Origin of the sequence: Sediminibacterium sp. C3 (assembly GCF_000508085.1) — a bacterium.
GTDB lineage: Bacteria > Bacteroidota > Bacteroidia > Chitinophagales > Chitinophagaceae > Sediminibacterium.
The window spans coordinates 144,484-169,566 of the sequence record NZ_KI669560.1 but is presented as its reverse complement, the minus strand read 5'-3'; the positions used below and the strand labels follow the sequence as shown (position 1 = coordinate 169,566).

Below are 25,083 nucleotides of genomic sequence, written 5' to 3'. Positions count from 1 at the left end.
GGTTTATTTTGTTCAGCATTCATTTATTGAATAAATTACTTTGAACAAAACTTGCCATGAATAATAAGTTAGCAATCTGGTCAATTACCGTTGGTCTGGGAGGATTCCTTTTTGGATTAGATGTAGCTGTTATATCCGGAGCCGAACAAGCCATTCAGCAGCTCTGGTCCTTGTCTGACTGGATGCATGGAACAGCTATTGCCATGGCATTGTATGGAACGGCATTTGGTGCAGCTTTGGGAAATATCCCTGCGAATAAAATTGGCAGAAAGCAAACCCTTATCTGGATAGGCATTTTATTTCTGGTTACCTCAGTTGGTGCAGCACTGGCAACCAATGTGTATGCATTTATGTTTTTCCGCTTTGTAAGTGGACTGAGCATTGGCGCTTCTTCTGTAGTAGCGCCTGTATACATTTCTGAGATTGCTCCTCCCAAGTACAGAGGAAGAATGGTCATTTCTTTCCAGCTGAATGTGGTGGCAGGAATTTTGATTGCTTATTTCTCTAATTATTTATTGGCTGGTGTTGGTGGTGAAAATGACTGGCGATGGATGTTGGGCGTAGTGGCCATTCCTTCTTTGTTCTTTTCTTTATTAATGGTGATCACACCTGAAACACCCAGGTGGTTGGTACTCTTTAAAAAAGACGATGCTGCTGCAGCAAAAGTACTGGCTTTAACAGGAGAAGATGCGCCCAAAGTGATTGCAGATATAAAAGCATCGGTAGGGAAAGCCACCACAGAACCTTTGTTCAATAAGAAATTTTTTAAACCATTATTACTGGCTTTTTTAATTGCTTTCTTTAATCAGCTATCAGGCATCAATGCCATCATTTATTTTGCTCCCAAGGTTTTTGAAATGGCTGGCATTGGCAGAGAAGGTGCATTGTTATCAACCGTTGGTATTGGTGTAATGAATTTGATTTTCACCATAGCGGGCTGGTATCTGATTGACCGATATGGAAGAAGGGTATTGATGTTTATCGGCTCAGCAGGATATATTATTTCACTTTCAATGATTGCGGTATCCTTTAACAGTACCGATCATTCCATGGTTGTGTATTATGTATTCATGTTCATAGCAGCGCACGCAGTTGGCCAGGGTGCTGTGATATGGGTGTTCCTGTCAGAGTTATTCCCTAATTCTGTTCGTGCCAGTGGTACTTCATTTGGATGCCTGGTGCACTGGGTTTTTGCCGCATTGATTGCACAGGTGTTTCCTTATTTTGCCGCAAATGTTTCCGGTACGGTGATATTTGGATTCTTTGCCTTTATGATGGTGTTGCAGTTATTGTATGTGTGGAAAATGATGCCCGAAACCAAAGGTGTTGCGCTGGAAGATATGGGTGGTACCGTGGTACTGCATTAATCTTTCCAGCCCCAGGGAGCCAATGGCGCTTCTATGGGTTGCTTTAGATTAAAGGAAACAGTGAATAGTCTGTCAGACCCAATTCTTCTCAGGTTATAAGTGAAGCTGCTATCATTGATGGTAATCCACCATACATTGGAAGCGGCTGCAGGTATTGTTTTTTGTGTTTGAATATCAGCAGGGAAGATCTGCATGTGCTCAAATCCCTGATTGGTGCTTGTGCCACCGTATTGGGTTACTTTATCTTCAGAACCATCTTCGTGTCGATGGTCATGCTTTAGTGTTATATTATTCTTACTGCGCGTAAGCACCCAGGTTCTGGATCGGTTATCTCCCACGTTAAAAGGTATCCTGATGCTATTTTCTGCACAGGCTTTTACATGCATGGTTAGTTTTTTGTTGCTGAAATCAGGAGTAGCGCCACTTACAATGGTTCCTTCATAAGCTTTGCCACAATGCTGTTGAAGCGTAGTCCAGAAACTATCAATAGGGCTTTTGGTTTTTTGAGCAAAACCGTTGATTGATATAAATAAAGCTATTAAAGAGAAATATTTCATTTTTCAATTTTGAACAATTTACAGCTTTACATTTTTATGCGTTAAAATAAATAACCGTAGATCTCATTTCTGAAAACATGATTCAGCCATACTACATCATTCGTGCTCATTATGACAAATAACTGGAATTTATTCTTGCCTACAAGGTTGTCGTTTTTATATTCTAATGCATATAATACACCATCATTTAAATTCCTGCGTTCAGATAATTTAAACTCAATTGCTTCGCTACCCGGCTTGAAAATCAATTTAGCTTCTTCGGCTACCTGCATTGCCAATTCATAAGCGGTGAAGGCAGCATCAATTCTGTTGGCACTTTTTTCCAATGGCGTCATGAACTGATACGTTCGAAATTTATCGTTTCTATGTATAACCTGACCAGCGGCTTTTGAATGCAATACATACAGCTCAGTTGGCATTAAACCAGCACCTTTTTCATTGGTATCCCATTTTCCTCCGGGTTTATATAAATCCCTGTAGTCGTCGTGATTTTCAAAGGCAATCATTGTTTTTTGCATCACTTCAATAATGTTTTTAATCCTGAAATCTTTTGCTGGCTTTGCTCCAGTCCAGGTAATATAATTGCTATTATTCTCAACGGTATAATACAAGTCATGGTTGGCTAAGAATCCCATTTCCGGGAAAATGGATGCATTCTCTTTTCCTGGTATTCTGATATACAAATATTCTGTTTTATTGACCCAGTAACTAAAAAGATAATAGGCTTTTAATTTGGCCAAATTTTCAGCAGATAAGTTGGTTAATCCTTTCGGCCAGAGGTTGGCATTTTCTGTTCTTAAAATACCAGTTGAATCCACTTGAAAAAGTCTTTTCATTCTGGCTGCTTTTAATTGCCATTCAGGAGGTCTTGTAACATAGGAGGAAGTTGATTCTTTATAAGTGTTTAATTTATTTACTTGAACAGGATAATTTGTATAAGCTTGCAATTTTTTTATTGGCTTACTGGTATCAGCAGTTTCTAGTATTGTAGAATAGTAGCTGTCTAGAACAACATAGTAATGCCCTACCACCAAAGAAAAGGATTCCTTGAAACGATATTCAGCTGGTAAATGGCCGTTCACTGATGGAAAAAATAGTAAAACCTGATATTCGTTTGTTAATGCTCTTACGCTATACCCATTTAGGGTTTGAATAACTTTTTCCTCTTCTTCACTAATGCCATCTTGAATCCATACTGGCTGACCTTCTTTTTCTAACCCATTCAAGAGGTTTTTTGCCTCTGATCCAGAATATCCCCAACCATCCTGTAGGCTTTTACTAACCTTTTTCTTTGTTTCTTTGTCTTTTACCATGGGGGCTTCCAGTACTATTCCTTTTGCACTAAGGATTCTGTATTTATACATCTCACTAATATATACTTCTCCATTTTGCGAAAGGGTTATTTCGCCAAAAGAAATAAACAAAAGTGACAGGATTAGATAGTGAAATTTTCTTGTGAGCATGATTGGATAATTAGTAAGTAAAACTAACTTCCATTAATTTTAATTAGATACCGTCTAAACGGTATGCTTAATTCCGTTCATTATGCCAGTTCTAAAGTCAATACTACTCATCAGCGCCTTCTGTTTGAGCTATTTATTTCCTATTGCACAAGGTCCGGCTGATCAATCAGTGAGTCCTTTATTTAAAAATCACTTTTCTCTAGCCGGCAAGCCCGCTTTTCTGGAAACACCTTATAATACCACAGGTGATAAATTGTATATGGTAGGACACCAGGATGGTAGTTTCCCAGACTTAGGCTGGCATGTTAAGGGAGAAATGGGTGGAATCTGGCATCACCCAATTAAACTGATGGATGGATTCAATGCGAGACTGTTCATGGGCCAGAAATCTGTATTACTCAACAAAGCTGATTCTTTTATCAATTACCCCTTTGGTAATAAGCATGTTTTCAATATTAATGATTCAGAACTTATTGTAGAACGATTTCAGTTTGTGCCCGATCAACTAGGAGCTTTGTATGTTGAGTATAAAATCACCAATAAGGGTAAACACAAAAGACAATTGAATTTTGAATTTGAAGCTATATCCAATCTTATGCCTGTTTGGCTAGGCGAGAGAACCGGTATGGTTAATTCACAAGACCATGCACTTTTTGATAAGCATAGTCAAAGATGGATCGTAAAGGATTCGCTGAATCCCTGGTGGCTGGTTTTTGGAAGTGCTGCCAATATTTCTGCTGTTCCAGTAAAAAGGCAAGTGACTGAAAAAGTCAATACAACAGTAAACGTAACGAATTACGAATTGACAATAGCTCCCAATCAATCCGTTTCACTGCCTTTTGTGATTGCAGGATCTGCCCAATCAAAGGAGCGTGCGACAGCTGCTTATGAAACACTGCAACAATCTGCCTATGCATTGTTGGAAAAGAAAATAAAGCGCCTGAAAGAAATGAATTCGGTTGCCAAACTACAGCTAAACGATGCTTCATTAACGAGAAGTTTTGAGTGGTTGAAATATAATAGTGATTGGTTGATTGCAGATGTTGACGGAATGGGGAGAGGCATCGTGGCCGGACTACCCGATTACCCCTGGTGGTTTGGAGGTGATATGGCTTATACATTAAAGGCTTTGATTGCCATGGGCCAGAAAGAACTGGTATATAGTTCTATTGATTTAATACAGCGCATTTCTGAGAAGCATAATGGTAATGGCAGAATTGTACATGAAGTGTCTACCAATGGTGCCGTATTCAATCCAGGCAATGTAAACGAAACACCGCAGTTTATTTCTTTATTATGGGAAGTATTTTGCTGGACAGGTGATAAGGCATTTCTTGAGAAATATTTTCCTGCAGTTGTAAAAGGGTTGAACTGGGTTTTGAATGAGAATGATGCAGATCATAATTTATTACCGGATGGAGCAGGCATGATGGAAATACACGGGCTGACTTCTGAAATGATAGATGTTGCCACTTACACGCAGAAAGCGTTTGCGGATGCCGCCCAAATGGCTTTATTGCTAAAAAAGCCGAGTCTGGCAAAAGACTATCAGCAAAAAGCAGATTTAATTCAGCAGACAATCAACACAAAATTCTGGGTAGAAAAAAATCAATCCTATGCCGATTTCATTGCTACTAAAACACAGGCATTGCAATTAATGACTGATGCAATAGTCCGGGCAGATACGCTGGGAAATACCTGGGCAGTAAATGCCTTGAAAGAAATGCAGGGGCAAACAAGAAAGGATACCAGTAATCAGCCTAAAGGATTTGTGATGCATCATAACTGGGTAGTGAATACGCCTTTGGAAACCGGTATTGCTCCCAGAGAAAATGCCATTAAAGCATTGAATACGGCAAAGAAATTTTCCAATTCTTTTGGCATGTATGTAACAGGAATTGATAAGAATGTAAAAAGAGACGAGAAGGAATATTCTTATGCAGCAGCTGTAGGGAAAAATGATTTTACTTATACAGGCACCGTAATGACTTTGCCGACTGCTGTTCAGATTATTGCCGAAAATAATTATGGAAGACCCAATGAGGCTTATGCGCTATTGAAAAAGGTGGATAAAACATTCGGCTACGCTTTGCCTGGTTCCATGTACGAAGTTTCTCCCGATTATGGCATGATGACCCAGGCATGGAATGTATACGCTTATGGAGTACCCATTGTTAAACAGTTCTTTGGGTTACACCCCAAGGCTTTCAATAAAGAGATAATGATTACTCCTGTATTGCCCGATTCTTTAACCCACGGTTCTTTAACAAACATTCCAGTTGGTGATAATCGGATTTCAGTTTCTTTTAGTAAAGTGCAGAATAAACTTACCTATAAAATCAACTGTCAACAATCTGGATGGCGAATAATTTTTAGATTGCCATCAAATCATTTTTCTATCTGTATGGTAAATAATAAATCAGTTCAGCCACAATGGAAAGATGGATTCTGGCAACTTATTATAAGAGAACCTAATGCAGAAATAGCATTGTCCTATTAATTATACTATGCAAGTTTAATTTCTTATTACTTTATAAATCTTAATCGTGATAATTATTATTGAACTTAATCCCACAATTCCCATTAGCCCATAAACCAAACTCATCTTTTCTCTTACAACTACTAGCATAACTATTGACATTAATAATACAGTCGGCACTTCATTCCATAGCCGTAACTGCTGGCTTGTATAAATGAAAATTCTTTTTGAATGTTTTTTATAAATAACATGTAACGATAAATGGTAAATAAATAGTAATACAACAAATGAAATTTTAATCCATAGCCAACCAGGAATTACAGGATAATAAGAAAGAAGCGAAGTGCCAAGTACTAATGTAATTACTGCTGAGGGTAATGTTATGGCATATAACAGTCTCTTTGTCATAATTTCAAATTGAGATAGCAGAATATTTTTTTCTATCTCAGATTTGCCTATTGCTTCACGCTGATAAATAAAGAGCCTACATAAATAAAACATTCCACTAAACCAGGTGACTACAAAAATTATATGTAAAGCTTTTATATAAAAAAAGCTCATGACAGATGTTTTTTAATTAAATGATCAATAGCTTCAATCCATAATGTATCGGTATTGAGACAAGGAACAGTTACAAAATGTTCTCCTCCACTTTCTTCAAATTCTTCTTTGCCTTCAACATGTATTTCTTCTAGTGTCTCCAAACAATCACTTACAAATGCGGGTGAAACAACAAGTAGATTTTTAATTCCTTTTTGGGGAAATTGCTTCAACTGCTCAGCTGTATAAGGCTGTAGCCACTTATCACTACCCAGGCGCGATTGAAATGATAAACTAAATTCGTTTTCTTTTATGCCTAGTTTTTGAGCTACAAGTTCAGTTGTAACTTTTACTTGATGACGATAACATACTTCATGTGCTTCTGAAGCTGTATTACAACAATTATCACAAGTAATACAATGTTTTTTTGTTGAATCCGTTTTTTTGAGATGTCGAACCGGAATGCCATGATAACTAAATAATATATGGTCGTATTTTTCTTTCAAGAATGGACGAATGGATTCAGCTAAAGCATGTATATATTTTTCATCTTTGTAATAGGGCTTGATAACTGAAAGCTTAAAAGAATAACTCCCTTGCTCATGATTTGCTTTAACGTGCTCAACAGCTGTTTCATAGCTACTCATGGCATAATGTGGATATAAGGGGAGAAAAATCACCTCTTCTGCATCAGGATGTTCTCGTTGAATGGCATCTAAGGAAAATTTTGGAGTTGGATTAGCATAACGCATACAAACATAAACCGGCATGCTTGTTTTTTCTTGAACTAATGCAGCTAATTGATTGGTTATTGTTATCAATGGTGAACCTGCTTTTGTCCAAATGGTTTTATATTTCTTTGCACTTTTCGGAGCTCGGAAAGGCACAATTATTCCCTTAACCAAAATATATCTTAATAGAAATGGAATATCGATTACTCGTTCATCCATCAGAAATTCATCTAGATATCTTCGAACATCTTCTGTAGTAGGAGTATTAGGGGATCCTAGATTTCCAAGCAATAAAATTTTCTTTCCCATTGTATTACAAAGCTTTACTGAATTGATTTTTTGATATACCTGCTTCAAATAGATATTGATCTATAACTGATGTGATATTTCTAATGAATAATCTTCCTTCTGGTTGTACGAATAATCTTAATTCATTCCAGTTGATTAATCCATCTTCTTCCATTTCATTCCATTTTTTCTGTATATAAAAAAGGTGCTGTTCTGAAAAAAATGAAGTATCTAATGCTAAATTCCCCTGACACATTATGTCTATTATCAGTTTGCGAATCTTAATATCTAAGTCTGATAAAATATGACCACTAACAAAAGCCCAATTACCAGAATTAATTTTATCCTGATAAGACTCAACTTCTTTATCATTTTGGGCAAATGCTTCCCAACTATCACTTATACTGGAGGTGCCTAAGCCAACTAATAATTTATTATTTGTTGTAGTATAGCCCATAAAGTTTCTGTGTAAGCTGCCATTGTTATATGATTTTACTAATTTGTCAGAAGGCAATGCAAAATGATCCATACCAATGCTTTTGAAACCTGCTTCACTCAACATGGCATTCCCCAAGCTATACATAGCAATTTTTTCTGCAGCAGCTGGTACATCTTCATCACTATATCTGCGTTGTCCTTTAGATTTCCATGGAACATGTGCATACGAATAAAAAGCTATTCTGTCGGGCATTAATAATTTTGTTTGTTCTATCGTGTATTCAATTGAGGAAAGTGTTTGCTTAGGCAAGCCATAAATAAGATCAAGATTTACACTTTCAAAACCCAATTGACGAGCTTCATCAATTACTCTTTTCGTTTCTTCAAATGTTTGTATTCGGTTGATTATATATTGTACATCATAATTAAAATCCTGTACACCCAAGCTAATACGATTGAAACCAACGGATCGAAGCGCTTGCAAATGCTCAAATGTTGAGTAATTAGGATGAACTTCTATGCTGAATTCATGATCTTTGAAAATCTTAAAATCTTTGACTAACCCCTGAATTAATTTTTTCAAATGTTCAGGTGAAAAAAATGTAGGTGTCCCCCCACCAAGATGAATCTCACGAATAATAGGGTTGCCTGGGAACACGTTCAAGTACATTTCCCATTCTTTTAAAACAGCTTCAATATATGGTGCTTCAGTACTATGGTTCTTAGTGATTCTTTTATTACAGGCACAATATGTACATAACTCTTCACAAAATGGTAAATGAATATAAAGGGATAATTCATTTTGCTCATTTACAAATCTTTTCTTGATTATTTCTAACCATTTATCAGTATTAAATGCTTGTTTATTCCAGTAAGGTACCGTTGGGTAACTCGTGTATCTGGGTACCGGAACGTCGTATTTATTTAATAACTCAATAAGGTCTTTTTTCATTTAAAATGATTTTAAGGCTAGGATAGTTCGGTCAATTTCTGAATCTGAGATTGCTGTAGAGACAAACCAGGTTTCAAATGCTGCAGGTGGAAGATAGATACCCTGATTGAGCATATGGTGAAAGAAACGATTAAAAAGAGGGATATCTGTTGCTAATGCATCATCAAAGTTGTTTATTGGATGCTCAGAAAAGAAAACACTAATCATGCTCCCCAATTGGTTTACTACTACAGGGATTCCTTTTGTTGAAAAGGTATTTTGTATTCCATTAGCTAATTGAATTGTTTTGACTTCAAGTTGATTATAACACAAAGGGTTACTCTTTAACATTGATAGCGTTGCAATTCCTGCTGCCATAGCCAAAGGGTTTCCACTTAGTGTGCCCGCCTGGTAAACCTTTCCAAGTGGAGCCAAACATTCCATTATTTCTTTTTTCCCTCCAAATGCCCCAACAGGAAGTCCGCCTCCAATAATTTTACCAAATGTTATAAGGTCGGCTTTTATATTTAATTTTTCCTGAGCACCTCCAGCAGCTAATCTAAAACCTGTCATTACTTCATCAAAAATGAGCACTGTATTGTGAGCTGTACATAAACTTCTCAACCCTTCTAAGAAACCTACTTTCGGTAACACACAACCCATATTACCTGCTACTGGTTCTATGATAACGGCCGCTATTTCATCTTTATTCTGTTCAAATAAAGAAATAACTCCGTCCAGGTCATTATACTTTGCGGTTAGTGTATCCATTGCTGCTCCCGCTGGAATGCCTGGTACCGTTTGTATGTCAAATGTTGCAACTCCGCTTCCAGCTTTCACCAAAAAGGGATCTGCGTGTCCATGATAGCAACCTTCAAACTTGATAAACTTATTTTTTCCAGTATATCCTCTTGCCAAACGTAAAGCACTCATACATGCTTCTGTTCCACTGCTGACAAAACGGATTAGTTCAACATTTTGCACCAATGACTTTACTAATTCTGCCATCTTTGTCTCCATTTCTGTTGGTGCACCAAAGGAAAACGCTTTTGTGGCTTGTGATTTTACCGCCTCTACTACTACTGGATGATTATGCCCTAAGATCATAGGACCCCATGAATTTATATAATCTATATAACTATTTCCATCAGCATCATAAATGTAGGCTCCTTCTGCATTTTCCATAAAAACTGGATTCCCGCCTACACTTTTAAATGCACGTACTGGAGAATTTACCCCGCCTGGAATTGAAAGTTTTGCATAAGAAAATAAATCCTCACTCTTTTGCCTATTACTAATCAAATTCATTTTATAGATTATTTAAAATGCGAATAATATCTTTAGAGAAATAGGAGGCTATTAGGTCTGCACCTGCTCTTTTTATGCTTAAAGTAGTTTCCATTATAGCTTGATCTTCATTCAGCCAGCCTTTTTGAGCAGCCGCTTTAATCATTGCATATTCACCACTCACATGATAAGCGCTTACCGGAATATTAGTGGCATTTTTTACTTCTCGAATAATATCCAGATAAGACAGAGCAGGCTTAACCATAACAATATCAGCACCTTCGTGAACATCTAAAAGAACCTCTTTAATGGCTTCTTTTCTATTGGCCGGATCCATCTGATATGTTTTTTTATCACCAAATCCAGGAGCTGAATCAAGTGCATCCCTAAATGGACCATAAAAACAGGAAGCATATTTTGCACTATAACTCATGATACCTGTATTATGAAATCCTGCATTTTCTAGCGACTGACGAAGCGCAGCAATTCTACCATCCATCATATCACTGGGAGCAACAAAATGAGCTCCTGCTTGTGCATGACTAACTGCCATTTTTGCCAATATTTTAATGGTTGTATCATTATCAATTTCCTGGTCTTTCACGATTCCATCATGGCCATACATGGAATAGGGGTCTAAAGCAATATCTGTCATGATAATCATTTCCGGGATATGTTTTCTAATTGCTCTTATGGCCGTTTGCATTAATCCCTCAGCACGTAGGGCTTCTTTTCCTTCATTATCTTTTCTTTCATCAGGACATTTTATGAATATTAGAATAGATCGTATTCCTAAATTGAATAAAACAAATACCTCCTCCAATGTTTTGTCTAAGCTTCGCCGATAATAACCTGGAAGAGATGGAATTTCTTCTTCAATATTTTCACCTTCAACAATAAAAAGCGGAGCAATTAAATTTTGCGGTTGTAAAATTGTCTCCTGAACAATTTTTCGTATTGAAGCAGATGCGCGAAGTATTCTTGGGCGATGGATCATAATTTCTACCTTTTTTATTTGTAAGATTTAACAGCCTGTACAAAAGCTTTTGCATGTTCAACTGGCACATTGGGTAATATGCCATGACCCAGATTCACGATATATCTGTCTTTCCCAAATGCATCTATCATTTGTTTTACTTCTTTTTCAATTTCACTAATCGGTTTTAGCAAATGGTTGGGATCAAAATTTCCTTGTAGTGTAACTTTGTTATGTGTTAGACTTCGCGCTAATGCTGGATGGATTGTCCAGTCTATGCCTAAAGCAGCTATATTTAAATCAGATAAATCTTCTAACGCATACCAACTCCCTTTCGGAAAAAGAATAACAGGTGATTCCCCTCTAAGTGCATTTGCTATTTTAAGTAAATAAGGCTGAGCAAATTCTTTAAAATCATTTGGAGAAAGTAGTCCGCTCCAACTATCAAAAATCTGTACACAATCAACCCCTGCTTTAATTTGATTTCTCAAATATTGAATGGTAACCTCCGTTATTCTTGTTAAAAGGTCATGTGCCAATTCTGGCAGGGAGAAGCAGAATTGTTTTGCTTTATCAAAAGATTTTGAACCCTTTCCTTCTACCATATAACAAAGAATGGTAAATGGAGCTCCGGCAAATCCAATTAATGGTACTCGATTGTCTAACTTTTGTTTTGTAACCTTGATTGCTTCATAAACATAAGAAAGACTTTCTGCTGCTTCATTTACAATTAAAGCTGCAAGATCAGCCGAAGTTGATATTGTTTTTGGTAGTATTGGCCCCTTTGTTTCTACCATTTGCACTTCTAAGCCCATTGCTTGTGGAACAACCAAAATATCTGAAAATAATATGGCAGCATCTGTTCCAATTATGTCAATAGGCTGAACTGTAATTTCGGCAGCTAATTCAGGTGTCTGTACACGAGTGAAAAAATCATATTTTTTTCTTAGTGCAATATACTCTGGTAGATATCTTCCGGCTTGACGCATCATCCATACCGGGGGGCGCTCTACCACATTTCCTTTTAAAGCACTTAAAAACAGGTTATTTTTTATCATATTTCATTTTTTTATATAAGGCCATTAACATGGCTTCAGGCGTTGGATTTTTCGCAATCACTGCATTATAGGTATCCGTATAGTATTGAAGGCGCGTAAAAGTTGTATTGCCAATGCATATATATATTCTTTCTGAAGAAAATCTATTTGCGAAGGAGAAACTGTCAATTGCACTGGGGCTAAAAAATAGAATTGCTTCAAATGGAATAGCATCTACCGGTATTGGATTTAATTCGGTTTGATAGACAGTAAGATCTTGATAAGACATTCCTGAACCTGTAACTACATATCTTAAATCGGGCAGCGTAAGATTCCCAATTGGGTGAAGAATTTTTTGAATATTTAAAACTGCTTTGTTCAGCTTAATTAATTTACCCAATTCATTTACATTTGGGGCAGTAATTCTTGGTACTAAATTGCGAAGTAAAAGTTCATCTCGTGTTGCACCCTGTAAAGCAAAAATGTTTTTTTCGGCTAATAATTTTTTATCAATATTTTCAAGAAAGTATTGAACAGCATTTGCACTTGTAAAAGCATAGCTATCATATGATTCTAGCGTGAAGGGTGTACAAACAAAATCGGTTTTTTTAATTTTAGTAAATGATTTACAAACCAAGTTAAAGCCAAATTCTTCTTTGGCCTTTCTCTTGATATCCATGTTTAATTGCTTTGTACTCAATACCATCATTTCTTTCTAATTTCTTCCATCAATAAAGTGGCACCTGGTATTGCCAGCATATCATTCGCAAAAGAAGCACCAGCCCCTATTATTTGATCATTGGTTAATCTTTTTTTACTTCTATATGATTTTGTCCCATCTATGCTATGTATAGCACCTTCTATCAATATATTATTGTCTTCAAATCTGGTTAAACAACTTACAGGTACAGAGCAACCTCCTTGGAGAGTATACATAAACTCTCTTTCTATTAAGGCAGCTACAAAAGTTTGATAATGATTGATTTTTTGACAGATATCTTGAATTGTTGTATCATTTGATCTGCAAATGACTCCAATAATCCCCTGAGCGGGGGCAGGCAACATCCAATCTAAAGTGGTTGTATTTTCATTTAATAATCCCAATCGCTCAAGACCTGCTTTTGCGAAAATCATTCCTGATAATTCTTTTTGATCATTTAATTTATTCAAGCGGGTTTGGATATTTCCCCTAACAGGAACAATTTGATGTGTAGGAAATCGTTCAAGCCACTGTGATTTTCTTCTGATACTACTTGAGGCAATGGTCAATCCTTTCTCAATAAAGTCAACAGCATATTTAGTTACAATCACATCCTCGAAAGATCCTCTAGGTAATACAGCACTAAGAGAAAGGCCAGAAGCAAGCAGAGTAGGAACGTCTTTTAGTGAATGTACAGCAATATCAATTTTATCATTCAAGAGTGCAGTGTCTAATTCTTTAGTAAAAACGCCTGCTATACCCATTGCATAAAGCGGAGTTTTCAAGTCTAAATCTCCAGAACTTTCAATACCTATACATAAAGCCCTATAGCCTTTGCTCAACAATGCATCTTTGACTGCATTGGCCTGCCACATTGCTAATGGACTAGTACGTGTCCCTATTCTAATAGTTTTCATGCGTAGATACTTCTTGCTTTTTTTCTTTCCTGCCAAGAATACAGCTGTTCAATATGAGTATCGATTATTTTAACGGCAATTGGGATTTCTTTGGTTCTTCTTTCTAAATTCTGATTAATTTCTATTGATAAATCATCCACATTGTACAAGGATAAACCTTCTAATTCATACACATCAGGAAATATATTAGATGGAACTGAAAGATCAAAGATTATTTTTACCGATGTATTTGCAATCATTGATGCTTTTATTAAATAATCTTCTGCAGCTGTTGCAACAATTACTATATCAATATGGCTTAGTGCTTGTTCAATATGATTGAGTGAATAGATTTCAATTTGTGAATTATTTAGCGACAATAATTTGTCTACCGATCTATTTACAATTGAGAGTTCTGCTTCAGGAAGATGTTGACGAATGTTTCTAAATGTAGTTATTCCTATTTTACCCCAACCAATGAGACATATTTTTAAAAAGTTGAATTCACATTTTTTCAATTTTTGTATGACTGCGTAAGAGGTTGATGTTGTTCCATCAGAAATATTCGTTTGTGTTCTAACTGTTTTACCTACCTGTAGAGAAGTTTCAAATATTTTTTGAAAAATACCGGTTGTCATACCCGATTCATTCGCAATTTTAAAAGAGGAGCGGAGCTGTCCTGCAATTTCGTAATCACCTATAATCTGAGATTCTAGACCAGATGATACTTTAAATAAATGTTTTATTCCTTCGCGCCCTTTTCTGATAATTACATGAGCTTCAATATCAATATCATCTGCAGATGTGTATTTTTGAAATATATTTATAGCCTCCTTTTCACTTAATTCGTATCCATAAATTTCTGTGCGATTACAGGTTGAAAGTATTATAATATTGCTTCGGCCCTCACGTTTAAAGTGCGCATAAATTTCTTTGATAGTTTCATGACTAATTGAAAATCTACTGCGTACATTAACGATAGTTTTTTTGTAATTGACTCCAGCCACAAGAAACTTTTCCATCCTATTTGAGCAATTTCAACAAAAGTATCCTGTAGCTTTTGAGATAATTGTCAAGATTCATTAAGTGACAACTGAATGACAAATAACTCCATTATTTTACATTGCGTTGACAAATTAGGCTTGAATAAATTCATATTAAAATAAACCAGTATTGCTAGGCGGTAAATTAAAAGAAGTATTATAATACCTAAGTAAGTGAGCCAGAATTGATAAATAAGTCACAAGCCAAGATTGTCTTTTTTCAAATGCCAAGATTGTCGGTCTGCGACCGACTTCTTCCCGTATTGAACTTACTCAAACCCCTTACACCAACCTTCGGTTGTTGCAGGGCGTATTTATTTTCGCCATCTTACACAAGCGAGCTTGTGACGCTGTCTCAAATAAAACGCCCCAACACTTCGTGTCGGGGCTTTGTGGTCTCGCCAAGAATCGAACTTGGATCTAGAGTTTAGGAAACTCCTATTCTATCCATTGAACTACGAGACCCTGATTCACTTTGCGCTTATTGCAGCGCTGGAATCGGCGCGAAATTAAATGATTTTTATTTTATTCCGGGTTGCTTTAATTGCCATCCTGTTTTCTTTTTCTCTTCATCTACCATTTGCTTTACATCCGCCAATAATTTTTTGGCATCGTACACAATGCCGTCTTTAATGGTATATGCAACGCCACCTTTGCGGATGATTTCATTTTGGTCATTCAGTTCTATTGCACCTGTGCCATAGAAATATTGCAAATTCTTTAATGGATTACCATCTACTACACAGAGGTCTGCTAGCTTTCCTGGCTCAATAGTGCCAATTTCTTTTTCCATGCCCAAAGCTTGTGATGCGTGCATGGTTGCAGCGCGTATCACTTCCAGCGGATGAAATCCCGCTTCCCGTAATAATTCTAGTTCACGTACAAATCCAAAACCATACAGTTGATAAATAAACCCGTTGTCGGATCCTGCCGTTACACGACCGCCTCTGTTTTTGTATTCATTGATAAATGTCATCCAGAGTTTATAATTGTTTTTCCATTCTATTTCTTGCTCTGTTCCCCAGTTATGCCAGTAAGATCCATGAGAAACCCTGCTAGGTTCGTAGAATTTCCATAAAGATGGTAAGGTATAGTCTTCGTGCCATTCTGCTCTTCTGGCACGCATTAAATCTCTATTGGCTTCATAAATATTCATGGTTGGGTCTAGTGTAAAATCTGCGGCAATCAACTCATTCATCACTTTATTCCATTTCTCTGTATAAGGCGCTGCTGCTTGCTTCCAAAGTTTACCTGCTTCTTCAAAACGATGCTGTTCGTTGTTGTAATTGTAATCGGCTGGATAGTTTTGGAGGGTTCCATTTTCAAGCATGGCTTCCGGCAAACCATACCAGTGTTCCATACTGGTCATGCCTGCTTTTGCAGATTGTACTACATTCCATCTGGCTACATCCAACTGTGCATGATGCGCAGTGCTTCTTAATCCCAGTCTTTTGTTTTCTCTGATGGCAGCATCCATTACTTCCGGCGATGCTCCAAAAAATTTAATGCCGTCTGCTCCTTTGGCTGCATTTTCATTTACCCATGCCCTCGCTTGTTCAGCATTTACAATAGGCGTTTTACTCCCTTGTCCAAATGCTGTATAGGCAAAGATTCTAGGTGCTGTAATGGTATTGGCCGCACTTTTCTTTTTATGGTCCAATACCCATTCTAATCCATTGCCTGCTGATGGATCGCGAATGGTTGTGATACCATGTGCCATCCATAATTTAAATACATATTCCGCTGGCGTTCCCTGTGCTTTTCCTCCGATATGGCCGTGCATATCAATTAATCCAGGCAAAACATATTTGCCACTGCAATCAATTTCTTTGCCGCCTGCTTTCAATGCAGGTCTTGATTTGGGATCAATTGGCATGCCTGGATTGCCTACATTGGCAATACGTACAATACGGTTGTTTTCTATAATGATATCTACAGGTCCATACGCAGGAGAACCCGTACCATTAATCACCATGGCAGAACGGAGGATCAACTGTGTATATGGGCCCAGGCCTTCTTTCACCAGGGGTGAAGGGGTAATTTGAGCACCTGAATGAAATGTTGCTACCAGGCAAACAAAGGCAAGCAAGTATTTTACCATAAAATTTTTTTGTTGAAGGTAAGTCTCAAGCCTAAACTTCCCAAGCGATTCTACTCGCTTATTGACTGCTCATGAATTCCGCTTATCTTTGCCCCCCAAATTAAGATCATGAAATTCTATAATACCATTATCAAGTATCGTTTTTGGCTGAGTTTACTGGCCTTGGTAGCGGCTGTTGGCGTTACTATTTCCAGCGGTTTCTGGCCTGCTTTCATTTTGTATTTTGTAGGGGTGATTGGATTGGCCAGTCATTTTTTTATTGGCCCTTTGCGTTTGATACAGGAGCCAATGGAAAGAGGAGATATGGATGAAGTAGAAAGAATCCTGAATTCTGTATGGTATCCCAACTTGCTGTACAAGCCAGTTCGTTCTACTTATTATACCATCAAGGGCAATATGGCCATGATGAAACAAGACTTTGACAGTGCAGAAAAACACTTGAAAAAAAGCTCTGAATTGGGTGCTCCCATGCCGGAAGCAGAAGGTGCCAACAAGCTTCAGTTGGGTATGATGTGCATGCAGAGAGGCGATTTAAAGCAAGGTGAAAGCTATATCAGAGCTGCCATCAGAGCAGGTATTGCGGATAAGGAAAGTGAAGCAGTTGCTTATATCAGCATGTGTCAGATTTTTATGAACAAGAGAGAGTTCAGAGCTGCAAAAGATTATTTCAGAAAAGCAAAAGCCTGTAAGCCCACTACTAAACAGGTAGTAGACCAGATTAAAGAAGTAGAAAAATACATTTCCCGTATTCCAGGATAAAGATGCTTACCATTCAACATATTACTAAAGAGAGTGCCGGACTGGAAACAGCCCGGCATTTGTTTAAAGAGTATTCTGATGAGCTGGCGGTAGATCTTTGCTTTCAAAGTTTTGATGCCGAATTAAAAGATCCGCTTAAAAAATATGGCTCCCCTTCCGGATCATTATTGATTGCTTATTATGATGAAAAACCTGTTGGTTGTGTTGCCCTGCAACCCTTATCGGAAGCGGGTGTTTGCGAAATGAAGCGACTATACGTAAAGCCTGCATTCAGGAAATTTAAAATAGGGGATGCATTGGTGGCTGCCATACTAAAAGAAGCAGAGCGCCTGGGCTATGCAAAAATGAAACTGGATACTCTGGAAAGATTACAACCTGCCATACAGTTGTACCTGAAGCATGGTTTTGAAATCACCACTGCTTATTATCACAATCCATTACCCGAAGTGGTTTACATGGAAAAGCCACTTAATAGACTCTCTATTACCACTGGAAAATGCGCATGTTCCAATACATGAATTTTAGCGGCTAAGCTGGCTGGTGTATCGGTGGGTTCAATAGTGCATTTGGCCTGAAAAATAATGTCTCCCTCGTCGTAATGGGCATCTACATAATGAATGGTAATACCCGACTCTTTTTCACCTGCGGCAATCACTGCTTCGTGAACATGCATGCCGTACATGCCTTTCCCCCCGTATTTGGGCAATAATGCCGGATGAATATTGATGATTTTGCCTGGATATGCGTGAATCAGTGATTCGGGAACCTTCCATAAAAAACCTGCCAGTACAATAAAATCAATGCTTCTAGCTTGCAGCTGTTTTACGCAGGCATCCGATTCAATAAAACTTTCCCGATTAATATACAGGGTGTCTATCTGATTGGCGGCTGCAATCCCCCAAACCCCTGCTTCTTTTTTATTAGAAACAATCAGGTCGATTACAACTGTAGAACTATTTTTAAAGTGCTCGATTATTTTAGCAGCATTGGAGCCTGCTCCGGAAGCAAAAATGGCCAGTTTAATCATGACGATTTTCTTTTATTCACCATCTTGTCTTTAATTCTGCCGAGGTATCGCTTGAAAAATGAAAATTGTCCAAATGGAATGCTGATAAGCAATACACAGAAAGGCCACAAAACGGTTACTACAACTACGTAAATTACAAAATAGAGCAGGTTTCTCTCCAGGTTTGCGTACGAAAGCAGTAATCTGCCTAGGTATCCGCACATACTTCCGCCCAAAGCGAAAGTGCTGAAAATTAAGGTGAACTGAAACCAGCTTACCTGCCATTTGTTTTTTAACCGATGTAGCATGCGTGCAAAAGTGCTTTAAAAAGTTCATTTCATGACAATTCCCAACAGTATTTTGTTGAACTCATTGAAAATTAAGTGGGATAAGGCTAAAAAAATTCTGTGCCTATTGCGTAATTGTCACAATCGTATCATATTTTTGCCTCCGTTTAAGGATATTTTTCCACACCAGAACCATCGTTGTGCATATGATATTGTCAAGATCCATAGCAAAAGCCAGCATTGCCGCTTTTTTATTTATTGTGAGTCTTAGTTTCGGTGTAGCCGCCAATGCCCAGGACGGGAAAGCGCTTTTCAGCGCCAATTGTGCGTCCTGTCATGCTCCCCACAAAAAACTAACTGGTCCTGCGCTTGCAGGTGTTGAAGCTCGTTGGTCTAGTAAGGAAAACTTGTATTCCTGGATTAGAAACAGTGCTGCGTACTTAAAAACAGGTGACCCTTATGCGGTTAACTTGTACAATGAGTACAACAAAATTGCGATGAACGCATTTCCTACTTTGAAAGATGAGGAAATTGATGCAATTCTTACCTACGTAAACAGTGTGCCGGATCCTTCAAAAGCGCCGGCTGATGCTGCTGCAGGAGCTACTGCTTCTAATGTGGAAGCTGATAATTCTTTGTTATTTGGAATTCTTACCTTGATTCTTGCTGTAGTAGCATTAATCATGTTACAGGTTAACTCTAACCTTAAAAAACTAGCTGACGACAAATCTGGCCTTCCTGCATTAGAGCCTATTCCTTTCTGGAGAAACAAGGCTTATATAGCAATGGTTACTGTTGTTTTGTTTGTGGTGGGTGGTTACTTAACTACCAAAGGTGCCATGGCATATGGAAGAAGCAAGGACTATCAGCCTGAACAACCTATTTATTATTCTCACGCAGTTCACGCTGGTACCAACCAGATCAACTGTCAATACTGTCACTCAGGTGCTGCTCAGGGTAAGCAGGCTACCATTCCTTCTGTAAACGTTTGTATGAACTGTCACCAGGCCATCAACGAGTACAAAGGCGAAAAAATCTACAATGAAGCTGGTGAAGAAGTGGACGGTACCGCAGAAATAAAGAAATTATACAAATACGCTGGCTTTGAAGAGGGTAAACCCTGGGATCCAAGCAAGGCTAAGCCAATTGAGTGGGTTCGTATCCACAATCTTCCTGACCATGTTTATTTCAACCACGCCCAACACGTAAAAGCGGGTCAGGTTGCCTGTCAAACCTGTCACGGAGATATCCAGAAAATGGGAGAAGTAAAGCAGTTTACCGATTTAAGCATGGGCTGGTGTGTGAACTGTCACCGCGAAACCAAAGTGCAGTTTAAAGACAACGGTTTCTACAGCATATATGAAAAGTATCACGCTGATTTAAAGAGCGGTAAAATTGATAGCACCAAGGGTGTAACCGTTGAAATGATTGGTGGTACCGAGTGTCAGAAATGTCACTACTAGTTCTTATTCATCCCAAAAGGGTTTATTAAAATATATCATTCGAACGTGGACTCCGCCCGCGGATTCCAACTGTTAATCAATAATTATGGAGCAAAAAAAGCACTGGCAAAGTTTTGGAGAGCTGAATCAGTCTGCAGCGTTTAACAAGGATGTAAAAGACGAATTCAATGAAGAGCTTCCAATGGTGGAAGATGAAAGCAAAAGCTTTCTCGAAGCAAAAGCACCTCGTAGAGACTTCCTGAAATACCTAGGGTTCAGTACAGCTGCTGCCGCAGCTGCTGCAAGCTGTGAAATGCCTGTAAAAAAGGCAATTCCGTTTGCGAATAAGCCTGAGGATGTTGTTCCCGGTATTGCTAAATACTATGCTACCACCTACGTACAGGATGGAGATGCAGTAAGTATTTTAGCAAAAGTTCGTGATGGTCGTCCTATTAAAATTGAGGGTAACGACCTTTCTCCAGTTACTAAAGGAGGTACATCTGCCCGCGTTCAGGCTTCTGTACTTGATTTATATGATACTTCCCGCTTGCGTTTCCCTACTATTGATGGTAAGGAAGTAACTTTTGAAGCGGCTGATAAAGCCATTGCTGCTCAGATGGGCGGTAATGTTGTTTTATTAACCAGCACAATTAACTCTCCTTCAACCAAAGCGGTTATTGCTCAGTTTTTAGCTAAATATCCCGGAAGCAAGCACGTTACCTACGATGCGGTTTCTTATAGTGGAATGATTTTAGCGAACGAAGCTACTTATGGTGTAAGAGGTATTCCTTCTTACCATTTTGAAAATGCCAAGGCTATCGTAAGCTTAGGCGCTGATTTCCTGGGAACCTGGTTAAATCCGGTTGAATTCTCAAGACAGTATGCTACTGGTAAAAAATTAGATGAGAAGAACCCAAGCATGAGCAAGCATATTCATTTTGAATCTGTTGCTTCATTAACTGGTTCTAACGCTGATGAAAAATATTTACACCGTCCTTCTGAAACCCTTGCTATTGCTGCTGCTTTGCTAAGTGCAGTGAATGGTACAGGTGTTACTGGAATTGCGGATGCAAAACTAAAAGCAGGTGTTGAAGCAGCTGCTAAAGCATTAACTGCCAATAAAGGCGCTGCCTTGGTGGTTGCCGGAAGTAATGATGTAAATGTTCAGATTCTTGTAAATGCAATTAACAACGCCATTGGTGCTGGTGGTTCTACCATCAACTGGGGTGTTTTATTAAATACACGCGCTGGTGTGGACGCAGAATTTGCTCAACTGGTTGCGGACATGAATGCAGGTACTGTTGGAACCTTGTTGATTCATGGTGCAAACCCTGCTTACAGCTGGTTTGCTGCTGATCAGTTCAAAGCTGCTTTGGCAAAGGTTAAAACAACGGTTTCTTTCGCTGGTAAAGTAGATGAAACTGCTGAACTATGTAAGTTCGTTTTACCTGACAATCATTTCTTAGAAAGCTGGGGTGACGCGGAAGTTAAAACCGGTCATTTCTCTTTTATACAGCCTACTATTTATCCTTTATTCAAAACCCGTCAGTGGCAGGATAGCCTTTTAAAATGGAGCGGTGCAACTGAAGATTATTTAGCGTACTTAAAGAATTTCTGGTCTGCTAAATTGGGTGGCGTAAATGGTTGGGACAAAGCTTTACAAGATGGAGTAGTAGTATTAGGTGAATCAGCTAAATCCGCTGGAAGCTTCAATGGCGCTGCAGTTGCAGGTGCATTGGCTGCTGCTTCTTCTGCAAAGAAGGGCGGTAAGGTTGAATTGGTTTTATATGAAAAAGTAGGTATTGGTGCTGGTCAGGGCGCAAGTAACCCATGGTTACAGGAATTACCTGATCCGGTTACCAGAGCAACCTGGGATAACTACCTGGTGGTGTCTCCTGCTATGGCTAAAACATTGTTGGGTATTGATATCAGCAATGGTGGTCAGGCAGATGCTTACGAAGTGAATCCTCCTAAGAAAGTAGTTAAAGTAACTGTAGGTCAGAAAACCATCGAGTTACCTGCATTAATTATACCGGGTACACATCCTGAAACCGTTGGTATTGCTGTTGGTTACGGCCGCAGTGAAAAAGTAGGAAAGTCTGCTGCCGGTGTTGGTAAGAATGCGTTTCCTCTGGCTTCTTTAAGTGGTTCTGCCGTAAACTTCTTCAATGGAGAAGTTACCCTTACCCTTACTGATGAGAAGTATCCGGTTGCCTTAACACAAACACATAGCCGTTACGATACTGAACAAGGAAATCGTACCGAAGTAGTAAAAGAATTAAGCTTAGCTGCCTATAAACACCATCCAACTGAAATCCGCGATGAGCGTGACAAGGAATTAAAGCCTTGGGGTGGATTAGAGAAGTTTGAATCTCAGGGTACACTGTATCCTGTGTTCGACAGACCAGGTGCTAAGTGGGGTATGAGCATCGACCTGAATACCTGTACCGGTTGTGGTGCCTGCGTAGTGGCTTGTAATGCGGAGAACAACGTTTCAGTTGTAGGTAAGCCTGAAGTGTTGCGTGGTCATGAAATGCACTGGTTGCGTATTGACCGCTACTACAGCGGCGATTTGGAAAATCCAAACGTGGTATTCCAGCCCTTGATGTGTCAGCATTGCGACAACGCTCCTTGTGAAAACGTTTGTCCGGTTGCTGCAACCAACCACAGCAGTGAAGGTTTAAACCAAATGACTTATAACCGTTGTATTGGTACCAGATATTGTGCCAACAACTGTCCTTATAAAGTACGTCGTTTCAACTGGGCCGACTACAATGGCTCTGATAGCTTTGGTGACAACCAGAAAGGAATTGTGAACGATGTGGTACTAGACATGAACGACGATTTAACCAGAATGGTGTTGAATCCTGATGTTACTGTTCGTGCAAGAGGGGTAATTGAAAAATGTTCTTTCTGTGTGCAGCGTTTACAGGAAGGTAAGTTGAAAGCGAAGAAGGATAGCCGTCCTTTAAGCGACAGCGATATCAAAGTAGCTTGTCAGCAGGCTTGTCCTACACACGCAATTACTTTCGGTAATGCCAACAGCAAGGAGAGTGCAATTACCTTGGCTAGACAGGAAAATCCTAACCGTCAGTTCTATGTGTTAGAGCAATTACACGTGTTACCTAATGTTACCTATATGGCTAAAATTAGAAACACAGATGATATGCCTCATCACGAAGCTGCGGAAGCAAAAACAGAAAAAGCACACGGATAATTAAAGAATTTGAAATAACCAGATTCTGCCTTCGGGCAGATCAAGGACCAAAATAAGAACAGATGCATTTAAAGTACGAATCACAGCTCAGGGAACCACTGGTGTATGGCGACAAAACATACAAGCAGGTTACAGAAGACATTGTTCGCCCTATTGAAGCCAAGCCTACCAAATTATGGTATGTAGGTTTTTATATTGCTGTTGCCTTACTCATGTTTGGTGTCTACAGCGTTTACCGTGAAGTTACTTACGGTATTGGACAGTGGAACCTTAACAAAACAGTGGGTTGGGGATGGGATATCACCAACTTCGTATGGTGGGTGGGTATCGGTCACGCTGGCACCTTGATTTCTGCAATCTTGTTGTTATTCCGTCAGGGATGGAGAACAGGGGTAAACCGTGCAGCAGAAGCGATGACCATCTTCGCGGTAATGTGTGCGGGTCAGTTTCCTATCTTCCACATGGGTAGAGTATGGATGGCTTTCTTTGTATTGCCTTACCCTAACTCCCGCGGTCCTTTATGGGTTAACTTTAACTCTCCGCTATTGTGGGACGTATTTGCGATCTCTACTTACTTTACTGTATCTCTTTTATTCTGGTATTCAGGTTTAATTCCTGACTTCGCAACTGTAAGAGACCGTGCATTTACTAAGTTACGTAAGCGTTTATATGGTATTGCTTCTTTCGGATGGACTGGTTCTACCAAGCACTGGCAGCGTCACGAGAGCTTATCATTGGTATTGGCGGGATTAAGTACGCCGCTGGTACTATCGGTTCACACTATCGTATCTTTTGACTTCGCTACTTCTGTTATTCCAGGATGGCATACTACTATCTTCCCTCCTTACTTCGTTGCGGGTGCCATCTTCTCCGGATTTGCCATGGTGCAAACCCTGATGATTATTGTTCGTAAGGTATTTGCGATGGAAGACTATGTAACCATTGGTCACATAGAAGCCATGAACAAGGTGATTGTATTAACCGGTTCAATTGTGGGTATTGCCTACTTAACCGAGTTGTTCATGGGTTGGTACAGCCAGAATAAATACGAAGGATATACATTCTGGTACAGCCGTGCTTATTTGTTCTCTCCTTACGGATGGAGCTATTGGGGTATGATGGCTTGTAACGTATTAAGCCCTCAGATTTTCTGGTTCCGCAAAATGAGAAGAAACATCTTCGTTACCTTCTTCATGAGTATCATTGTAAACATTGGTATGTGGTTCGAGCGTTTCGTAATCATCGTTACCTCTCTATATCGTGATTACCTGCCTTCCAGCTGGTCTGTTTACTACAGCCCAACCATCTGGGAAATTGGTTTCTATGCAGGTACTTTCGGATTGTTCTTCACTTGCTTCTTCTTATTCGCCAAATACTTCCCTGTTATTGCAATTGCAGAAATCAAGTATGTATTAAAAACAACGGGTGAAGGATACAAGAATCAGATGACTAAGATTGAAGATCAGAAACTGGAAGATTTTGTGCACGAACATGCACACCATTAATAATCGTATGATTGACTGCTCCTGTTAATACGG

General features: G+C 38.8%; 21 protein-coding genes and 1 tRNA gene. 7 read left to right on the top strand and 15 right to left on the bottom strand.

Annotated features, from left to right (window positions below; genetic code table 11):
- Positions 1 to 56 precede the first annotated feature (56 nt).
- Complete coding sequence (locus F777_RS0100785) at positions 57 to 1,367, top strand: sugar porter family MFS transporter (protein WP_026750374.1); 1,311 nt, start codon at positions 57 to 59, stop codon at positions 1,365 to 1,367.
- Here F777_RS0100785 and F777_RS0100780 read toward each other — a convergent pair.
- On the bottom strand, positions 1,364 to 1,924 hold the full coding sequence (locus F777_RS0100780; RefSeq protein WP_026750373.1) for a hypothetical protein: 561 nt from the start codon (positions 1,922 to 1,924) through the stop codon (positions 1,364 to 1,366). The two genes, F777_RS0100785 and F777_RS0100780, sit on opposite strands and share 4 nt — an antisense overlap.
- 41 nt (positions 1,925 to 1,965) lie before the next feature.
- A complete protein-coding gene (locus tag F777_RS0100775) occupies positions 1,966 to 3,387 on the bottom strand; it encodes a hypothetical protein (RefSeq protein ID WP_026750372.1) in 1,422 nt (473 codons plus the stop codon).
- 82 nt (positions 3,388 to 3,469) lie between these two features.
- Here F777_RS0100775 and F777_RS15195 point away from each other — a divergent pair, with 82 nt between their 5' ends.
- Entirely contained in the window at positions 3,470 to 5,887 is a 2,418-nt protein-coding gene (locus F777_RS15195; RefSeq protein WP_071790290.1) for an alpha-L-rhamnosidase-related protein, read from the top strand.
- A gap of 15 nt (positions 5,888 to 5,902) precedes the next feature.
- On the opposite strand, the gene F777_RS0100765 is transcribed toward F777_RS15195, so the two are convergent.
- The 11 genes from F777_RS0100765 to F777_RS0100715 all read right to left on the bottom strand — a co-directional run bounded on the left by F777_RS0100765 (position 5,903) and on the right by F777_RS0100715 (position 16,834).
- The gene (locus F777_RS0100765) at positions 5,903 to 6,427 is read right to left on the bottom strand and encodes a CopD family protein (RefSeq protein ID WP_026750371.1); all 525 of its coding nucleotides are present in this window, start codon (positions 6,425 to 6,427) and stop codon (positions 5,903 to 5,905) included.
- Entirely contained in the window at positions 6,424 to 7,446 is a 1,023-nt protein-coding gene (hemH, locus tag F777_RS0100760; protein ID WP_026750370.1) for a ferrochelatase, read from the bottom strand. The genes F777_RS0100765 and hemH overlap by 4 nt, the downstream gene beginning before the upstream one ends.
- 4 nt (positions 7,447 to 7,450) lie before the next feature.
- Positions 7,451 to 8,815: an oxygen-independent coproporphyrinogen III oxidase gene (hemN, locus tag F777_RS0100755; protein WP_026750369.1), complete on the bottom strand. Its 1,365-nt coding sequence runs from the start codon at positions 8,813 to 8,815 to the stop codon at positions 7,451 to 7,453.
- Positions 8,816 to 10,102, bottom strand: coding sequence for a glutamate-1-semialdehyde 2,1-aminomutase (gene hemL / locus F777_RS0100750; protein ID WP_037368983.1), 1,287 nt, complete (start codon positions 10,100 to 10,102; stop codon positions 8,816 to 8,818).
- 1 nt (position 10,103) lies between these two features.
- A complete protein-coding gene (gene hemB / locus F777_RS0100745; protein ID WP_026750367.1) occupies positions 10,104 to 11,078 on the bottom strand; it encodes a porphobilinogen synthase in 975 nt (324 codons plus the stop codon).
- A 14-nt stretch (positions 11,079 to 11,092) separates the two neighbouring features.
- Complete coding sequence (gene hemE / locus F777_RS0100740; RefSeq protein WP_026750366.1) at positions 11,093 to 12,115, bottom strand: uroporphyrinogen decarboxylase; 1,023 nt, start codon at positions 12,113 to 12,115, stop codon at positions 11,093 to 11,095.
- On the bottom strand, positions 12,102 to 12,773 hold the full coding sequence (locus F777_RS0100735; protein WP_161631459.1) for a uroporphyrinogen-III synthase: 672 nt from the start codon (positions 12,771 to 12,773) through the stop codon (positions 12,102 to 12,104). The genes hemE and F777_RS0100735 overlap by 14 nt, the downstream gene beginning before the upstream one ends.
- A 26-nt stretch (positions 12,774 to 12,799) precedes the next feature.
- Positions 12,800 to 13,711, bottom strand: coding sequence for a hydroxymethylbilane synthase (gene hemC / locus F777_RS0100730; RefSeq protein WP_026750364.1), 912 nt, complete (start codon positions 13,709 to 13,711; stop codon positions 12,800 to 12,802).
- Entirely contained in the window at positions 13,708 to 14,712 is a 1,005-nt protein-coding gene (hemA, locus tag F777_RS0100725; RefSeq protein ID WP_026750363.1) for a glutamyl-tRNA reductase, read from the bottom strand. The genes hemC and hemA overlap by 4 nt, the downstream gene beginning before the upstream one ends.
- Positions 14,713 to 15,126: 414 nt before the next feature.
- Positions 15,127 to 15,198: transfer RNA gene (locus F777_RS0100720), tRNA-Arg, on the bottom strand.
- Positions 15,199 to 15,253: 55 nt separating this feature from the next.
- Positions 15,254 to 16,834, bottom strand: a complete 1,581-nt coding sequence (locus tag F777_RS0100715) for an amidohydrolase family protein (RefSeq protein ID WP_026750362.1) — start codon at positions 16,832 to 16,834, stop codon at positions 15,254 to 15,256.
- Positions 16,835 to 16,942: 108 nt separating this feature from the next.
- Here F777_RS0100715 and F777_RS0100710 point away from each other — a divergent pair, with 108 nt between their 5' ends.
- Both F777_RS0100710 and F777_RS15190 read left to right on the top strand, forming a co-directional pair.
- A complete protein-coding gene (locus F777_RS0100710) occupies positions 16,943 to 17,593 on the top strand; it encodes a tetratricopeptide repeat protein (protein WP_026750361.1) in 651 nt (216 codons plus the stop codon).
- 2 nt (positions 17,594 to 17,595) lie between these two features.
- Complete coding sequence (locus F777_RS15190) at positions 17,596 to 18,111, top strand: GNAT family N-acetyltransferase (RefSeq protein ID WP_051408336.1); 516 nt, start codon at positions 17,596 to 17,598, stop codon at positions 18,109 to 18,111.
- On the opposite strand, the gene F777_RS0100700 is transcribed toward F777_RS15190, so the two are convergent.
- Both F777_RS0100700 and F777_RS0100695 read right to left on the bottom strand, forming a co-directional pair.
- Positions 18,045 to 18,620 carry a phosphoribosylglycinamide formyltransferase gene (locus F777_RS0100700; RefSeq protein WP_026750360.1) on the bottom strand — a complete coding sequence of 192 codons (576 nt, stop codon included), beginning with the start codon at positions 18,618 to 18,620 and terminating at the stop codon, positions 18,045 to 18,047. The genes F777_RS15190 and F777_RS0100700 overlap by 67 nt on opposite strands.
- Positions 18,617 to 18,907 carry a hypothetical protein gene (locus tag F777_RS0100695; protein WP_026750359.1) on the bottom strand — a complete coding sequence of 97 codons (291 nt, stop codon included), beginning with the start codon at positions 18,905 to 18,907 and terminating at the stop codon, positions 18,617 to 18,619. Before F777_RS0100695 ends, F777_RS0100700 begins: the two co-directional genes overlap by 4 nt.
- A gap of 185 nt (positions 18,908 to 19,092) precedes the next feature.
- Here F777_RS0100695 and F777_RS0100690 point away from each other — a divergent pair, with 185 nt between their 5' ends.
- The 3 genes from F777_RS0100690 (at position 19,093) to nrfD (ending at position 25,050) form a co-directional block, all read left to right on the top strand.
- Positions 19,093 to 20,349 (top strand): c-type cytochrome, encoded by a 1,257-nt coding sequence (locus F777_RS0100690; RefSeq protein ID WP_026750358.1) that lies wholly within the window; start codon positions 19,093 to 19,095, stop codon positions 20,347 to 20,349.
- A gap of 85 nt (positions 20,350 to 20,434) precedes the next feature.
- Entirely contained in the window at positions 20,435 to 23,545 is a 3,111-nt protein-coding gene (locus F777_RS15185; protein WP_037368981.1) for a TAT-variant-translocated molybdopterin oxidoreductase, read from the top strand.
- A 62-nt stretch (positions 23,546 to 23,607) separates the two neighbouring features.
- Positions 23,608 to 25,050: an NrfD/PsrC family molybdoenzyme membrane anchor subunit gene (gene nrfD, locus F777_RS0100680; protein ID WP_026750357.1), complete on the top strand. Its 1,443-nt coding sequence runs from the start codon at positions 23,608 to 23,610 to the stop codon at positions 25,048 to 25,050.
- Positions 25,051 to 25,083 lie beyond the last annotated feature (33 nt).

What these genes read in the sequence shown, in the direction of transcription:
- hemH (WP_026750370.1), bottom strand. Translation starts at nt 7,446, where the DNA reads ATGGGAAAGAAAATTTTATTGCTTGGAAATCTAGGATCCCCTAATACT.
- F777_RS15185 (WP_037368981.1), top strand. Translation starts at nt 20,435, where the DNA reads ATGGAGCAAAAAAAGCACTGGCAAAGTTTTGGAGAGCTGAATCAGTCT.
- F777_RS0100715 (WP_026750362.1), bottom strand. Translation starts at nt 16,834, where the DNA reads ATGGTAAAATACTTGCTTGCCTTTGTTTGCCTGGTAGCAACATTTCAT.
- F777_RS0100700 (WP_026750360.1), bottom strand. Translation starts at nt 18,620, where the DNA reads ATGATTAAACTGGCCATTTTTGCTTCCGGAGCAGGCTCCAATGCTGCT.
- F777_RS0100765 (WP_026750371.1), bottom strand. Translation starts at nt 6,427, where the DNA reads ATGAGCTTTTTTTATATAAAAGCTTTACATATAATTTTTGTAGTCACC.
- F777_RS0100690 (WP_026750358.1), top strand. Translation starts at nt 19,093, where the DNA reads ATGATATTGTCAAGATCCATAGCAAAAGCCAGCATTGCCGCTTTTTTA.
- hemA (WP_026750363.1), bottom strand. Translation starts at nt 14,712, where the DNA reads ATGGAAAAGTTTCTTGTGGCTGGAGTCAATTACAAAAAAACTATCGTT.
- hemE (WP_026750366.1), bottom strand. Translation starts at nt 12,115, where the DNA reads ATGATAAAAAATAACCTGTTTTTAAGTGCTTTAAAAGGAAATGTGGTA.
- hemN (WP_026750369.1), bottom strand. Translation starts at nt 8,815, where the DNA reads ATGAAAAAAGACCTTATTGAGTTATTAAATAAATACGACGTTCCGGTA.
- F777_RS15190 (WP_051408336.1), top strand. Translation starts at nt 17,596, where the DNA reads ATGCTTACCATTCAACATATTACTAAAGAGAGTGCCGGACTGGAAACA.
- hemC (WP_026750364.1), bottom strand. Translation starts at nt 13,711, where the DNA reads ATGAAAACTATTAGAATAGGGACACGTACTAGTCCATTAGCAATGTGG.
- F777_RS0100785 (WP_026750374.1), top strand. Translation starts at nt 57, where the DNA reads ATGAATAATAAGTTAGCAATCTGGTCAATTACCGTTGGTCTGGGAGGA.
- F777_RS0100775 (WP_026750372.1), bottom strand. Translation starts at nt 3,387, where the DNA reads ATGCTCACAAGAAAATTTCACTATCTAATCCTGTCACTTTTGTTTATT.
- hemB (WP_026750367.1), bottom strand. Translation starts at nt 11,078, where the DNA reads ATGATCCATCGCCCAAGAATACTTCGCGCATCTGCTTCAATACGAAAA.
- F777_RS0100735 (WP_161631459.1), bottom strand. Translation starts at nt 12,773, where the DNA reads ATGGATATCAAGAGAAAGGCCAAAGAAGAATTTGGCTTTAACTTGGTT.
- F777_RS0100710 (WP_026750361.1), top strand. Translation starts at nt 16,943, where the DNA reads ATGAAATTCTATAATACCATTATCAAGTATCGTTTTTGGCTGAGTTTA.
- nrfD (WP_026750357.1), top strand. Translation starts at nt 23,608, where the DNA reads ATGCATTTAAAGTACGAATCACAGCTCAGGGAACCACTGGTGTATGGC.
- hemL (WP_037368983.1), bottom strand. Translation starts at nt 10,102, where the DNA reads ATGAATTTGATTAGTAATAGGCAAAAGAGTGAGGATTTATTTTCTTAT.
- F777_RS0100695 (WP_026750359.1), bottom strand. Translation starts at nt 18,907, where the DNA reads ATGCTACATCGGTTAAAAAACAAATGGCAGGTAAGCTGGTTTCAGTTC.
- F777_RS15195 (WP_071790290.1), top strand. Translation starts at nt 3,470, where the DNA reads ATGCCAGTTCTAAAGTCAATACTACTCATCAGCGCCTTCTGTTTGAGC.
- F777_RS0100780 (WP_026750373.1), bottom strand. Translation starts at nt 1,924, where the DNA reads ATGAAATATTTCTCTTTAATAGCTTTATTTATATCAATCAACGGTTTT.